Annotated in this window: 17 protein-coding genes; 10 read left to right on the plus strand and 7 right to left on the minus strand. The window is 28.1% G+C overall.

Going from position 1 to position 15170, the window contains the following annotated elements:
* Position 1 precedes the first annotated feature (1 nt).
* From CXF68_RS11175 to CXF68_RS11190, 4 genes are all read left to right on the plus strand, one after another.
* Positions 2-1033 (plus strand): Fe(3+) ABC transporter substrate-binding protein, encoded by a 1032-nt coding sequence (locus CXF68_RS11175; protein ID WP_101044690.1) that lies wholly within the window; start codon positions 2-4, stop codon positions 1031-1033.
* 34 nt (positions 1034-1067) lie between these two features.
* A complete protein-coding gene (locus tag CXF68_RS11180; RefSeq protein WP_157821907.1) occupies positions 1068-1316 on the plus strand; it encodes a hypothetical protein in 249 nt (82 codons plus the stop codon).
* Between the two features lie 110 nt (positions 1317-1426).
* A complete protein-coding gene (locus CXF68_RS11185; RefSeq protein WP_101044694.1) occupies positions 1427-3043 on the plus strand; it encodes an iron ABC transporter permease in 1617 nt (538 codons plus the stop codon).
* A gap of 7 nt (positions 3044-3050) precedes the next feature.
* Positions 3051-3767 carry an ABC transporter ATP-binding protein gene (locus tag CXF68_RS11190; protein WP_101044696.1) on the plus strand — a complete coding sequence of 239 codons (717 nt, stop codon included), beginning with the start codon at positions 3051-3053 and terminating at the stop codon, positions 3765-3767.
* A 49-nt stretch (positions 3768-3816) separates the two neighbouring features.
* On the opposite strand, the gene CXF68_RS11195 is transcribed toward CXF68_RS11190, so the two are convergent.
* The 6 genes from CXF68_RS11195 to CXF68_RS11220 are packed head-to-tail and all read right to left on the minus strand — an operon-like array spanning position 3817 to position 9597.
* The gene (locus CXF68_RS11195; protein ID WP_157821908.1) at positions 3817-4701 is read right to left on the minus strand and encodes a type IX secretion system membrane protein PorP/SprF; all 885 of its coding nucleotides are present in this window, start codon (positions 4699-4701) and stop codon (positions 3817-3819) included.
* Positions 4702-4712: 11 nt separating this feature from the next.
* Entirely contained in the window at positions 4713-5999 is a 1287-nt protein-coding gene (locus CXF68_RS11200; protein WP_198553802.1) for a gliding motility-associated C-terminal domain-containing protein, read from the minus strand.
* A gap of 17 nt (positions 6000-6016) precedes the next feature.
* Positions 6017-6940 (minus strand): type IX secretion system membrane protein PorP/SprF, encoded by a 924-nt coding sequence (locus CXF68_RS11205; RefSeq protein WP_101044702.1) that lies wholly within the window; start codon positions 6938-6940, stop codon positions 6017-6019.
* A gap of 2 nt (positions 6941-6942) precedes the next feature.
* Complete coding sequence (locus CXF68_RS11210) at positions 6943-7764, minus strand: gliding motility-associated C-terminal domain-containing protein (RefSeq protein ID WP_101044704.1); 822 nt, start codon at positions 7762-7764, stop codon at positions 6943-6945.
* Between the two features lie 55 nt (positions 7765-7819).
* Positions 7820-8647 carry an immunoglobulin domain-containing protein gene (locus tag CXF68_RS11215; protein ID WP_101044706.1) on the minus strand — a complete coding sequence of 276 codons (828 nt, stop codon included), beginning with the start codon at positions 8645-8647 and terminating at the stop codon, positions 7820-7822.
* Positions 8648-8655: 8 nt separating this feature from the next.
* Entirely contained in the window at positions 8656-9597 is a 942-nt protein-coding gene (locus tag CXF68_RS11220) for a hypothetical protein (RefSeq protein ID WP_101044708.1), read from the minus strand.
* 107 nt (positions 9598-9704) lie between these two features.
* On the opposite strand from CXF68_RS11220, the gene CXF68_RS11225 reads away from it, so the two are divergent.
* The 6 genes from CXF68_RS11225 to CXF68_RS11250 are packed head-to-tail and all read left to right on the plus strand — an operon-like array spanning position 9705 to position 14027.
* Entirely contained in the window at positions 9705-10145 is a 441-nt protein-coding gene (locus CXF68_RS11225) for a thioredoxin family protein (RefSeq protein ID WP_101044710.1), read from the plus strand.
* 2 nt (positions 10146-10147) lie between these two features.
* On the plus strand, positions 10148-11125 hold the full coding sequence (locus CXF68_RS11230; protein ID WP_198553803.1) for an FAD:protein FMN transferase: 978 nt from the start codon (positions 10148-10150) through the stop codon (positions 11123-11125).
* Positions 11126-11128: 3 nt separating this feature from the next.
* A complete protein-coding gene (locus tag CXF68_RS11235) occupies positions 11129-11341 on the plus strand; it encodes a DUF4266 domain-containing protein (RefSeq protein WP_101044712.1) in 213 nt (70 codons plus the stop codon).
* Positions 11326-12810 (plus strand): DUF3570 domain-containing protein, encoded by a 1485-nt coding sequence (locus CXF68_RS11240; protein ID WP_101044714.1) that lies wholly within the window; start codon positions 11326-11328, stop codon positions 12808-12810. The genes CXF68_RS11235 and CXF68_RS11240 overlap by 16 nt, the downstream gene beginning before the upstream one ends.
* A 22-nt stretch (positions 12811-12832) precedes the next feature.
* The gene (locus CXF68_RS11245) at positions 12833-13306 is read left to right on the plus strand and encodes a hypothetical protein (RefSeq protein WP_101044716.1); all 474 of its coding nucleotides are present in this window, start codon (positions 12833-12835) and stop codon (positions 13304-13306) included.
* A gap of 1 nt (position 13307) precedes the next feature.
* Positions 13308-14027, plus strand: a complete 720-nt coding sequence (locus CXF68_RS11250) for a hypothetical protein (RefSeq protein WP_101044719.1) — start codon at positions 13308-13310, stop codon at positions 14025-14027.
* An 80-nt stretch (positions 14028-14107) separates the two neighbouring features.
* Here CXF68_RS11250 and CXF68_RS11255 read toward each other — a convergent pair whose 3' ends face one another.
* On the minus strand, positions 14108-15169 hold the full coding sequence (locus tag CXF68_RS11255) for an imelysin family protein (RefSeq protein ID WP_101044721.1): 1062 nt from the start codon (positions 15167-15169) through the stop codon (positions 14108-14110).
* Between the last annotated feature and the right edge of the window lies 1 nt (position 15170).

A 15170-nucleotide genomic window follows, 5' to 3' on the forward strand; every position in this document is an offset into this window, starting at 1 on the left:
AATGAAACAAATCATATTAATTTTTATAGCGTCAATTGTACTTTTTTCTTGTAAATCAGAACAAAAAAAAGAAATTAAAAAACAAGAAGTAAACGTATATACACACCGTCATTATAAAGCAGATCAAGAGTTATTTGCACAGTTTGAAAAAGAAACAGGAATTAAAGTAAATGTAGTAAATGCAAAGGCCGATGAGTTAATGCAAAAAATGAGCATTGAAGGAGAACAATCTCCTGCTGATGTTTTAATAACAGTTGATGCTGGCCGTTTAGTAAGAGCAAAAAAGAAAGGATTATTACAAGCAGCTACTTCAGAATTTTTGAACAAAACGATTCCTTCTCATTTAAAAGATAAAGATAATAACTGGTTTGCTTTAACAAAAAGAGCACGTGTTATTGTGTATAATCCAAAGAAAGTAACCGAGGAAGAATTAACGACTTATGAAGACTTAACGGGAGCTAAATGGAAAAATAGAATTTTAATTCGTTCATCAGGTAATATCTACAATCAATCATTATTAGCTTCAATTATAGCGAATAAAGGTGAAGAAAAAGCAACAGAATGGGCAAACGGTATTGTTGCTAATATGGCACGTTCACCAAAAGGAAACGATAGAGATCAAGTAAAAGCTGTAGTTGCTGGTGAAGGAGATATTGCAGTAGTTAATACATATTATATTGGTAAGTTATTAAATTCTAAAAATCCAGAAGAAGTAAAAGCAGGTAAAGGAGTTAAAATATTTTTTCCTAACCAAAATGACAGCGGAACACATATTAATGTTAGTGGAGCAGGAGTAGCAAAATATGCACCTAATAAAGTAAACGCAATTAAATTTATAGAATTTTTAGCAAGTAAAAAATCACAAGAAGTATTTGCAAAAGCAAATTACGAATATCCAGTAAACCTTGAAGTTTCACCGTCATATTTATTAGAGTCTTGGGGAAGTTTTAAAGAAGATAATTTATCATTAACTAAACTAGGAGAGAACAATAAAAAAGCGGTATTAACTTTTGATATTGCTGGGTGGAAATAAGGTTGTAGAAATTTTTTTAAAAAGAAAAAATAAAATGTTAGAAGCGTTAGTATTAAAATATTTAACAAAAAAAGGAGTAATAGCTTATTTTGTAGGTCAGGTTATATTTATAGCTATTTTAGCGTATTATATATTTGGAATACTAGACTATTCATTAGATAGAGGACGAGATATGTTTTTTATAGGAATGGTTGTAATAGTACTACTTTGGATGGGGGTGTGCCTTCTTTTGTGGAGAAAACCAAAAGAAAAAATAGATGAAAATTCTAAAAATAATATATAGGTAGTTATTGTAATATATTGTTTATTTGTGATTTTTGTTAAAAATAAGAACTAATAAAATTCTTCATGATATATTTATCAGTCATAAGAATAGATCATACTAAATAACCTGTGAAATACAGTATTAAGAACATACAAAGAGATACCAATAAATGGTCAATATTTTTATTGACCATTGTTTTGTTTGTAGCTATTCCTATACTTATTGTTTTTATTAATTTACTTTATGGTCCGGGTGAAACATGGAATCATTTAGTCGATAATTTATTACCAAACTATATTAAAAACTCAGTTTTATTGATTTTTGGTACAAGCATTTTAACATTGCTTTTAGGTATTTCATCTGCTTGGATAGTTTCTCGTTATTATATTCCATTAAAAAAGCAATTAGAATGGTTATTAATACTTCCACTAGCAATTCCATCATATATTACGGCGTATGCGTATGCGGGTATTTTTGATTATGGCGGAATTATAGAAAATGTATTTGGTGTTAAGATTGATGTAATGAATCATTTAGGGCTAATTTTTGTGCTTAGTATTTCATTATATCCTTATGTATATGTAGCGTCAAGAGCTTTCTTTTTAAATCAATCTAATAATATAATAGAGGCTTCAAAATTATTAGGAGCAGGAGAGCGAAAAACATTCTTTAAATTGATTTTACCATTGGCACGACCTGCATTTATTGGTGGTTTAATTTTGGTTTTGATGGAAGTGTTAAATGATTATGGTGCGGCTAAATATTACGGGATAAATACATTTACTACAGGGATTTTTAGAGCTTGGTTTTCTTTAGAAGAACCAGAAACAGCCATTTATTTATCAGCCATTTTAGTAATAATAATATTTTTATTAATAACGGTAGAAAAATGGCAACGAAGAAAGATAAGGTACTTTAATGCTACTAAAAATCATCAAAAGGTAAAAATAGCAACTATTTCCAATAAATTGAAAATAGTTTTCTTTACAATTGCCTTTATACCTGTGTTATTTGGTTTTTTATTACCGTTATTTCAATTATTATATTGGGCATTTTTAACTTACAAAGAAGTATTTACTTCTGAGTTTATATATTTATCAATTGAGAGTTTAGGAGTGGCAACGATTTCAGCATTTTGCACCGTTTTTTTTGCTTTACTCTTAATATTTTTATCAAAATGGAATCGATTATCATGGATGAAATCTATTGCAAAAATAGGTGTTTTAGGATATGCAATTCCAGGAGCAGTAATTGCAGTAGGTGTTTTAATACCTACATTATCTTTAGATAAATGGCTGGTGATTTTTATGAAGAATATATTTGATGTAAAGATTGGCTTTATAATAAACGGAACGATAATGGTTTTAGTTTATGCTTATATTGTTCGTTTTTTGGCAGTTGCTTATAATCCTATAGAATCAAATGCGTTAAAATTTGGTAATTCATTATCAGAAGCGTCAAGAATTTTAGGGAGTGGTAATATTAGTACATTTATAAGAATTGAGTTTCCGCTATTAAAATCAGCAATATTAAGTGCTTTTATTTTGGTTTTTGTAGATGTAATGAAAGAACTGCCTTTAACTTTAATTTTAAAGCCATATCATATAAATACATTAGCTGTTAAGGCATATGAGTATGCAAGTGATGAGTTAATTGCAGAAGCAGCATTGCCATCATTATTTATTATTTTAACAGGAATAATGCCTATATTATTTTTAAATAGATTAATAGCTAAAGAAAGTTAACTAAGTTATGTTATTAGAAGTAAAAGGAGTTAAAAAAACATTTAATAAAGGAGAAATAGTTGCGTTGAATAATGTTTCTTTATCTTTAATTAAAGGAAATATTGTTGCAATAGTAGGAGAGAGTGGAAGCGGGAAAACTACACTAATTCGTTTAATAACGGGTTTAGAAGTTATAGATGCAGGCACTATTTTATTAAAAAATAAAGTAGTTTCTTCAAATTCAATTTTTATAGAACCACAGTTTAGAAATGTAGGAATGGTTTTTCAAGATTATGCATTATTTCCTCACTTTACAATATTTGATAATATTGCTTACGGAATTTCTAAATTATCAAACAAGAAAGAAAGAGTAAAAGAAGTATTAGATTTAGTAGGGTTATCTGATAAAGAGAAAAATTATCCACATGAATTATCAGGAGGTCAACAACAACGTGTTGCCTTGGCAAGAGCATTAGCACCAAAACCTGAATTATTAATTTTAGATGAACCTTTTAGTAATTTAGATGTTATTTTAAGAAATCAGTTACGTAAAGACGTTCAAAGAATCTTGAAGGAAACTAATACAACTGCAATTTTTGTTACACATGATATTAAAGATGCTATTGAAATTTCTGATGAAATATTAGTATTACAAAATGGAAATGTATTGCAACAAGGAATAACAAAAGAGGTTTATGAAAACCCAGAAGATAGTTATGTGAAGTTACTATTTGAAAATATATAAAACTTAAAAAGCATTAGTCTTTAAGTTTTATATATTAACCATTTAATTTTTAAAAAATAGTATCTAAATTAAATAAAGCAAAAAACTCATGAGTTCCGCTTTGATAAGGGCTTATTTTATTTGTATACATACTATAACTATAACCTAAGTCAATCCATTCTGTAGTAGTTATTTTACCGTTTATTTGAATAGAATTATTAAATGAATAAGAAAACCCTAGATTATATTTTTCTTTGATTTCTAAATCTGTATTTAAATCAAAAACTAATGGAGTACCTTGTACAATTGTAATTAGGGTAGACGGGGTTAGCTTTAAATAATCATTCAACTTAATAATATAACCACCTCCTATGTTCATATTTAATTTTTTTTCCTTTTTAGAGTTATTAAGTTCCTTATAACGATCATCAATTAACAAAGTATTTATTGTTGTATGGATATAATAATTTTCATGTATTAATGCAGTACCGATAGAGAAGTTAGGACTAAATGTATTAATAGATTCAGCAAAAAAAGCATCATTATTTACTTCAGTTTTAATAGTATTAAAATCTCCACTATATAAATTTGCTTGGCCTCTAATACCAAATAGTAAATTATGATTATCACTTACTTTTAACTTATAAGAAGCGTCTAAAGAAATTTGTGTTTGGTTAAAAATAAAGACTTTATCATTAATAATATTTAATCCTGCCCCAACATGTTCGTTCAAAGGAATATTTAAAGAAATTGTATTCGTTTTAGGTGCATCAGGAATTCCAACCCATTGACTTTTAGAATTTATAAGTATTGATGTATGGTTTTTTTGACCTGCAAAAGCAGGATTTATTAAGTTTAAGTTATAATTATATAAAGAATAACTTACCTTATTTTGAGAGAAAGCACAAAAATTAAGAATTAAAGTACTTATCAGTAATGTTTTTTGAAATGACATTTTTTTATTTTTTAATAATTTATATACAACCATCCTTTAAAAACCTGCTTGTTTTTACCTGTATTAAAAACGAAGTAGTAAGAACCTACAGGAAGTTTAGAGCTTTTAGAAATAGTTATTCTTCCATTAGATTCTCCATTCCAATCATTTTTATAAGGAGAAGCTTCATACACTTTATACCCAAGTCTATTAAAAACTAACAGACTATTATTAGGGTATGTTAAATGTACATTTGGTAAAATTTTCCAAGTATCATTAGTCCCATCACCATTAGGGGAGAATCCTTGTACTAAACTTGTAGGGTTTGAATTATTAGGGTTTCCTCCAGAGCCATTCTTTTTGATAAATTCTACTTTTTCAGTATCAATTATATCTATACCGTTTAATGTACCAGTAATAATAGCTGTCTCTTCTAAGGTACTACTGGTTAAAAAAGCGGTGTAAGAACCATCATTTTTATCTGTAATGGTACCTAAAAGACCAGCGGTAGTATTTAGAGTTATTGTTTGATTTGAATGGTTTAAAATTGCACCATTTTTATTATATAATTGCACTGTTATAAGGCTAGAAGAAACACCATTAGCTGTAATTTTTGTAGGAGAAGCTGTAATTAATGTTTTCTCTATTGAAGGAGTAAAATCTTCTGTGTTTATTTCATCAAAGTATAAACGGATAACAGGTAATTCTTTACTATAACTTCCAGTTCCATTTTTTTCTCCATTTTTAAAAAACTCATAAATAATAGTTTTTTCACCAGCGTAATTCCACAAAAAAGGAGGAGAGCTACCACAACCACTAAAACCACCTAAAGGTTTGTTATTCTCATTACTAAAATAAATAAGTAAATTCTTATTGCCATTATAATTAAATTCGTTTTGAAAAGTAATTTGAGTTTTAGAATTTTCGATATTATTTTTTCCTCTTCTCCAAGTAATATCTCCATCATATACTTTTGTAAAAGTAGATAAATCGGGTTCGGATGCAGAATTAAATTCAGAGAAATCAACCTCTTTCAAATATATTTTTTGGTTTTTTGCTGTATCAAAATTACAATCTTTAGAAGCAACACAATCGGCAAAAAAAGCGAGCCCTTTTATTTTTCCAGAGCCAGATATTTGTGATGCTTTATATAACATAGTTACCCAGCTATTCTCTTTTTCAAGAACATAATCATAACTAGCTGGGGCGTTTTTACTTATAGAACTGCCACATATAGGAGTACCAATTGTAACATCACTACCTTGTGAATATATAGTAATTGATAAGAAAGATAAAAAAAGAAAAGTTATTTTTTTCATTGTTAAATATTTATTTGTTAAAAACATTTGAGCCTTGATTTAAAAGAATTATTTGTTTCTTCTTTTAAGTGTATTCGTATAAAAAATTCGTGAGTACCGTTATTATTTTTTGCAATTTCATTTATGGGGATACCATAACTATATCCTAACTGTAACCAATTCGTGGTGTTAATAAGAAAATTAGTCATTAAAGCAGCGTTATATCTATAAGTTAAACCAATATCGTATTTATTGTTAACCGTAAGCATTGATGTAATGTCAATAGAAACCGGGGTACCTTGCATTGTTCGAAATAAAGATGTTGTCGTTAAGCCTAAATTATTATTTAGTTCATGATAAATTCCCATACCAAAATTAGCACGCATTAAATTTGAAGTTTCTGTAATTTTTACATTATTTTTTACTTCTTTTAGAATATTTAAGACAGAAAAGTGAATAAAATATCGCTCGTTTTTGAAAGCCAAACCAATAGAAATATTAGGCGAAATTATATCGATGTTTTTAGTGAATGAAGGGTCATTTTTTTCAAAAGTTTTGATTCTATTTAAATTAGGGCTAAAGAATTTTAAGGAGGCTTTTAAACCAAATAATAATTCGTTTTCTAAGTTTAATTTAACCTTATAAGATACATTTCCTGAGATATTTGATTTATTAAATAAGTAAAAACTATCATTAATAACGTTTACACCGATACCTATTCCTTTTTTTGTAGGCATACTAAACGAAATAATACTTGAGTGTATTGAGTTTTCAATACCTGCCCAAATTTTTTTATAATTTGAAGCTATTTGAGTTTTACCATTTACACCTGTAAAAGCAGGATTTATAATGTTTAAACTATGGTTGAAAACTGAGAAATCAGATGTATTTTGCCCTAGTGAATTATTAATATTACATAAAATTATTAATAATAAAGCTTGAAAAATAGTTGTAATTTTCATGTTTAATAGTTAATATAAACCCAGCCTTTAAAAAAATTATTGCTAGGGTTGTTTAATTTTAATATGTAATAATAAGGACCTGGAGGAAGTTTAGTATTTTTATTAATGATTAAGTTTGAATTTGCTATACCATCCCAATCGTTGTTATATGGAGATGCTTCATATACTTTATTCCCATGTCTATTAAATACAAGAAGATTATTTTTAGGATATTTTTTTAATAAACTAGAGGTAATTATCCAAGTATCATTAACCTGATCATTATTAGGAGAAAATCCATTTGTTATTTCAATACTTTCAATAATTTTTACAGTAGCTTTACTATTACTTTTGCAATTGTTTTTTGAACTTACAGTATATGTATAAAGGTTGTTTTTGTTTTTTGTCCAAATGCCATCTTTATCAGGGGTTCCACCTAAAGCACTAAATAATTCCTCTTGAGTAGGTGTAAGTCCTTTTATAATTTCTAGATAGCCATCTAATCCAGCGTTTGGTTTGGTTATAATAATAACATCAATTTCCGCTTTATCATCACACCCATTGTTATTTATAATCAAGATATAAATACCTGCCATTTCTGTAGAAACATTGGTGCGAACTAAATCAATTGTACTTATTATTTTTTTGTCAGGAGTAAACCATTGATAATTAGCGCCTAAATAAAAATGAGCAGTAAGTGCTAAATTTTCTCCTTCACAAATGGTGACTTCTGTTAAACTATTTTGATGTTTATCTAAATCATTTATCGTATAAATTTTATTTGCGGCATATGATGTACTAAAATGTAATATTACTAAAAGAATAAAGAATATTTTTTTAACCATTAGAATCAATTTTAATAAAAAGCCACGAGGTGAAAATGGCCTCGTGGCTTTAAAATTATTTTAGTTTAATAATTGCTTTGGGGCTCGGTAGCATCACATCATTTTGAAAAGATGCCGAGTTATTAGATTGACAGGTTCCTTTTTTAGCGATTACAGTATATGAAGTTCCAATAACCATGTTTTGAATTTCACCAGTAGCATTAACAGTAGGTCCTATGGGAGTAAAAACGTAAGTAACAGTAGCATCATAATTATCAATTTGATTAGCACCATCATCAGCACAAGAAGCAGGTGTATTGTTTAACGTTGGTAAGTTAGGAGTTGGTAACATTGCGTCATTTTTAATAGTAACTGAATTATTAGATTGACATGTTAATTTTTCAGCTATTACAGTATATGACGTTCCAATAACCATATTTTGAATTTCACCAGTAGCATTAACAGTAGCTCCTGTAGGAGTAAAAACGTAAGTTACAGTAGCGTCATAATTTGTAATTTTACTAGTACCATCAGAAGCACAATAAGCAGGTGTGTTGTTTAATATTGGTGTATCAAGAGCTTCGTTTATTTTGACAAGAATATCAACCGTATTTAAACAACCATTTTTCGTTACTGTTAAGGTGTATGTTCCTGCATCAGATAAAGTAACATTATTTATAATTAAATCTATAGTATTTGATTTTACAACAGCTCCTCTAGTCCATTCATAAGTTGCTCCAATTCCAGCATCTTCTGCTGTAAGTTCTAAGTTTTCATTTTCACATAGTGTAATTTTTGGTAAAGAAGGAGGGGGGATAGTTGTTTTTGATACAGCTGTGTTGTTTCCTAGAATAGCAAGGCAACAGAATAATAATAGGGTAGTTGATAATAATTTTTTTATCATTTTAATAGTTATTTATTTTTAATAGATGCGTTTGGAGGAGTAGAAATAGAAAGCGTAAAATCAGTATTACTAGAGCCGTCAGAGTTTGTTGCAGTTAGTGTTAGTATTACACTTCCATTCGTTTCATCAAGAGTACTTGGTGTATAGGTAGGATTTCTAATCTGATTATTATTAAATATTCCAGTACCTGATGTAGTCCATATTAATATAGGCTTAGGAGTTATTGGAATAACTTGAACCTTGGTAAAACTATAAGAATTTCCTCTGCATATGTTTTTGTCCAATTCCATTGTTATTTCTGGAGGTAAGCCCAATGGAGAAAATTTAAAATATGTAATAGGCAAAGTTTTATCTATATAACCCGTAGAATTAATTTTAAGACTTAATTTATATTGCGAATGAGAAACTTTATTATTGCCATGATTATCCCATAAAAAAGGAATGCTTCCAAACATGGAGACACTCGTACCAGATTCATTTTCAAAATAAATTAATAAATTTTTAGTTCCTGAATAAGTAAAAGGGTTTGTAAGTGTTATTATATTTTTATTAGCAGATAAGTTTGAACCTCTTTTCCAAGTAATATCGCCATCATAAACTTTGGTAAAAGTTGAAGTATCAGGAATATTTACGCTCGTAATTTCATTTTGATTAGTTTCTTTAACATAAATTCTTTGAGAGCTAAGAGTAGTATATATTTTGGTACTTCCACAATCAATATAAAAACCTAAATCAGTTAAACTTCCATTTACAAAATTCAAATCTTCTTTTGTATAGAGAAGTAAAGACCAGCTATTATTTTTTCCTCCATTCCATGAACCATTATCGTATTTAGCTGGAATTGATTGAGTTATAGAAGATCCGCATTTGGCAGTCCCAATAATGACTTCTTGGGCTTTGGAGATAATTGAGTATAAGATAATTATAGGTAATAAAAATTGTTTTTTCATTTACAAGTATATTAAATTAGACTAATTAAAAATTAATGTTAAATTTTCGACAAACTTATGTTTATTTATTCTAAATAAATATTAGTTTTGTCTGAAATTTAAAAAAAATGAATAAAATTATATTTTTGACTTTTGTTTTAGTAGGAGTAACAATTGTAAAAGCTCAAGAGTCAAAAAATGTTACGTGGTTTACAAATATCGAAGAGGCTCAAAAAATGGCGAAGGAAAAGAATAAAAAAGTATTCGTGTACTTTTCTGGCTCTGATTGGTGTAAACCTTGTAAAGAATTAAAAAATGAAGTTTTATCTTCTGAGGAATTTAAGAAAAAAGCATTTTTAGAATATGTTTTAGTAAATATAGACTTCCCTCGTAATAGAAGAAAATTAACGAAAGAGCGTATTAATTACATAGAAGAATCAGCTGAAAAATATAATAATTTAGGTGCTTTCCCTTTTGTTGCTATTTTAAGTGATAAGGCATTAGTTATTAATACGGTAGATGGTTATAAAAGCGAAACGGCTGCATACTACATCGAAAATTATTTATAATAATGATAAGAAAATATTGTTCATTATTGTTCATTATTCTTTCTATTTCTTTAACAGGACAAGAGTTATACAAAGAAAAATTGCTTTTAATGGGAGTCGATTTTGAATTTACTGTTGTAACGGAAACTAAAGATGAAGCTGCTTTTTTTGTAAAAGAAGCGATTAAAGAAACAGTACGAATAGAAGATTTAATATCATCATGGAAATTAACATCTCAAACTTCAAAAATAACAAAAAATGCAGGGATAAAGCCTGTAAAAGTAAGTCGTGAATTAGTTGATTTAATTCAACGAAGTAAGAGAATATCTAAGTTAACGAATGGATGTTTTGATATTAGTTTTGCTTCGTTAGATAAATTTTGGTACTTCAATAAACCAATGAAAAATTTACCAGACAGTCTGCTTATTTTAAACTCTGTTAAAAAAATTGATTATAGAAATATTATAATCAATGAAGAAAAAAGTACCGTGTTTTTATTAAAGAGAGGAATGAGAATTGGTTTTGGATCTATTGGTAAAGGTTATGTCGCAGAAAAAGTAAAAGAGAAATTAAAAAAGATAGGAGTAAAAGCTGGTTTAGTGAATGCAGGTGGAGATTTAACGACTTGGGGTAATCATCCAATAACCAAAAAATGGGTTATAAAAATCGCAGACCCTAATAAAGTATTAAATAACATTGGTTCATTTAAATTACATAATAATTCTGTAGTAACTTCAGGTAATTATGCGAAATATATACAATTTAATGGTATTAAATATTCGCATATAATTAACCCTAAAACAGGTTGGCCTGTTAGAGGTGTAAAAAGTGTAACTATTTTTTGTGAAAATACCGAGTTAGGAGATGCTTTAGCAACATCAGTTTACATTATGGGAAAAGAAAAAGGGCTTGATTTAATAAATAAATTAAGAGGGGTAGAATGCTTACTGATTACTAATAAAAATAAAATACTTAAATCAAATAATTTAAAATTAAACTAAAATATGATAAAAAAAACATTTATGATTTTACTTATCGCAATCATTTTTTCAAATTGTGCAAGTGTAAAACCATATCAAAAAATGTATTTAAATGATGAAGATATGGCATTATCATCGAGAAAAATTGAACAGTATGAGATAAGTTCACAAAATTATAGAGAAGGAGCGTCAGGTGCTAACGGAGGTAAATCGGGAGGAGGATGTGGATGCAACTAAATACTAAAATATTCATTGTTTTACTTTTTTTATTAAACATAAAAATTTTTTCACAAAAAAAAATAAAACAACTAGAAAAGGTTCAGGTAGATATTCTTTATAATTATTATGAACAAGAAGGTAATAATGCAGCGGTAACCGGCGGTTTTGGTACCGAAAAATTAGATAATAACGCACCACAAATATCTGTTTCAATACCTGTAAATAAAACAGCAACTTTTGGTGTAACTTTAGGATTAGATCACTATACCTCGGCTAGTACTGGAAATATTGATAAATATGGTGCAATAACCTCAGCAAGTACAAGTACAAGTACAGCTGCAACTTCAGAGGCTAATTTAGCAAGTGAAGATACCCGAAAATATTTATCATTAAATTTTAGTCGATTATTGGCAGATAATAATTCAGCAGTTTCTATTTTATATGGTTATTCGAAAGAGTTCGATGTTACTTCAAATTATGGTAAAATTACATGGCAAAAAGATTCTAAAGATGGAAATAAATTTTTAAGCATTAATGTTGGAATCTTTATAGATAAATGGCTTTTAATTTACCCAGGAGAAATTAGAGATGGAAGAAATACAGGAGCAGGCGGAGGAAACGGATATGACGACGACGATGATGACCATGATGACGATGACGACGATGATGACCATGATGATGATGATGACGATGACGACGATGATGACCATGACGATGACGACGACGATGATGATCATGATGACGATGACGATGATCGTCCTGTAAATCTGAATTATAGTGCTAGAGATGATGACGACGATGATGAGTATGAAAATCAAAAAGCAACTACTTTTAAGGGGTACGATAAGGATACTCGATTTACTTATAACATAGGTGCTACTTATGGAGGCACTATAAATAGAAGGTTAAATGCTTCTGTAACAGCTGAGGTAATAATTCAGAAAGGAATTTTAAACACTCCTTTTCATAGAGTTTATTTTAAAGATGGAATTTTTCAAGAGAAATTTAAAGTGGTAAAAAGCGAAAGATTACCCAAATCAAGAATAAAAAAAGCTCTTGGTTTTAGAGCAAATTATTTTATTAGTGATTTTATGATAACACGTTTGTTTTATAGATGGTATAGTGATGATTTTGGAGTAACAGGGAATACTTTTGAAATTGAGACACCTATAAAATTGGGTGATGGTTTTACATTATACCCTTTTTATCGTTTTCATACACAAACAAAATCAATGTATTTTCAACCATATGGAGGACATAATTTAGATGCTAATTATTATACTTCAGATTATGATTTAGCTAAGTTTACCACAAATAAATTTGGAATAGGAATGAAGTTTTCCCCAGTAAACGGTGTATTAAGTTTTAAAATAAATAAGAAAAGAGAATTTCAGTTCAAGTCGTTAGAATTCCGGTTTTCTAGTTTTGAAAGATCTACAGGTTTAAAATCTACTTCTATAACACTAAGTAATACGTTTACTTTTTAATAATTAAACTTTTTAAAATATAATGAATAAAATAACATATATAGTTTTATTTCTATTACTAGCTGCTTGTGCTAAATCAATAGATATAGAATATAATGAAACGGATAATAATAATGAAGCTAATAGTTTAGTTGGTATTTGGGATGGCCCAATGAACTGTTTAAATTGTTGTTCTAAAAAATATCGTTATACATTAACAATAACAAAACATGAAAACGAATTTATTGAAGGAAAACTAAAGATATCATCTATACCAGAGCAACAATATTTTGCCATTTTTAATTTAGAAATGAACCTTGAAAGTCATAAATTAATTATTAATACGAATGGTAAGCAAGAAGCTGGTTCTAATCCTAGCTGTGGAAATTACTGTACTGAAAACACGTATGAGCTTCTTTTATCATTAGATAAGAAGAGTCTTAATGGTATCTGGTCAAAATCAAATGAATGCACTGTATCAGCTTCATCAACTTCAATTAATCTTGAAAAACAGTAAAATGAAATTAAAAATATCTGTAATGATAAATATGTTTCTTGTTTGCATATTAACAATAAATGCTCAAGAAAATAATACACACAAAGGTTTATATACAGCAATCGGTTATGAGTTTGGTTTAACTGATGTTGTAATGAATAAAATAGCAATGCCATTTACAGAAAGTGATATATCTAATAATTTTAATAACTCACTTTCATTAACTGCAATTTATAAAACAGCATGTAAAGTACAAGTTAAATTAGGGTATATGGCTTCGTATGCGACGTTGACAATAAACGGGCTTAATGAAGGAAAGAGTTTTACTGTAAATAATAATTATTTTATGCATACCGTTTTATTAGGAGCTGGGTATAACATCTCTTTAAAAAAAGATTTAGATCTAATGATAGGTTTAGGATCTTCTATTTCTTTTGTTAACTATACTAACTATGAAGAAGAAAAAGGAAATGCAGATGATAAAATTATAGGTACTAATAATTCGATTAATCGGGGGAATGTATATTTAGTACCTGAATTATCACTTACAAAATACTTTAAAAATAAGAATATGATAACACTAGGAGCAAAGTACTATTTATCTGGCAATGATTATTTTTTAGAAGGAAGCGTTCAGAATATTAAAAATTCAGTAAAAACAAACCAAGTTAATTTTTCTACTCAAAATAATCAAATAGCAGTATATATAAACTACGGATTTAACTTTAAAAATATGTTCTAACTATTTTATTAAATTTGATGCCCAAAAAAAGCCTGATATTTTTTTTTATCAGGCTTTTTTTTATAAATGAAATAATAAGTTTAATCACCATCATTATCTGTTGGAAGTACAGTAACAGATAAAGTACTTGTTATATCTACAGAGAATAGTATACTTAAGTCTTTTAAGTTATTGTAAATAGGTCTTACACTTTCTGGATTGGTACTTATTGCTTCAAAAAGTGTACTATTTAAAGTAGTAATCTCTTGTTCAATATTACTAAACTTTATAGCTATTTCATTTGAAATTTCTTCTGAAGTATTAATCGCATTTACCATGGTTGCGAAATTAGTAGTACTGTTAAAGTAAAGATTTTTAACCTCAGCTAACATTGCTTGTATTAATAGTAAAGAGTTTTTACTTCTATAGGCTTGTAAGTTTGTAGGAACAGTATTGTTAGATTTTTCAAAACCAGCTGTTTTTCCAATTTTAGTAACTTTGGCTACATCTAACACGTTAATTATTTGATTTATACTTAAACATTTAGCGTTATTTGTACAAATAGAACCATTGGCAGCTATAAAGGTGTCTTTATAACCGTTTTCCCAGGTGTCAATGATTGTATTAGAAAGTCTAATAAGTTCTTGGTTAACACCAGCTAGATAAGCTATTCTATACGAATCGTTTAATAAAAGTGTTTTAGCCTCTATAGAATTTTGATTGCTAAAAAGTAAATATTCTATAGTAGCAAGCCCTTTTACAGTAGTACTTTGTGTTGAAAAATATGACTCGTTATAAACAGTTTTATCTATAATATTTTTTTCAATAGAACTTATGTTTACAGGGTAGTTATAAATGCTTATGTTATAAAAATTTTCTTTAATTACTCCTAAATTATAAATTTCATATTTTGAATATGCTTTTGCAGAAGTTAACCATTGAGAAAGTAATTTTTCATAATCTTCATCACTTTTTGATGCTTGAAAATTTGTAATATTGGTCTGTTGGGTTTCTAGAGCTATTTTTAAGTTCTTTATACTTGGTAAGATATTGTCTGAGTAATAAGTTTCAAAAAAAGCATTATTCATTACAGGCTCTTCATCTTCACTTTTACAAGTAATTATAGCAGTTAGTATAATTATTCCTAATAATATTTTTTTCATT

It is taken from the genome of Tenacibaculum sp. Bg11-29, from assembly GCF_002836595.1.
Taxonomy (GTDB): Bacteria; Bacteroidota; Bacteroidia; order Flavobacteriales; family Flavobacteriaceae; genus Polaribacter.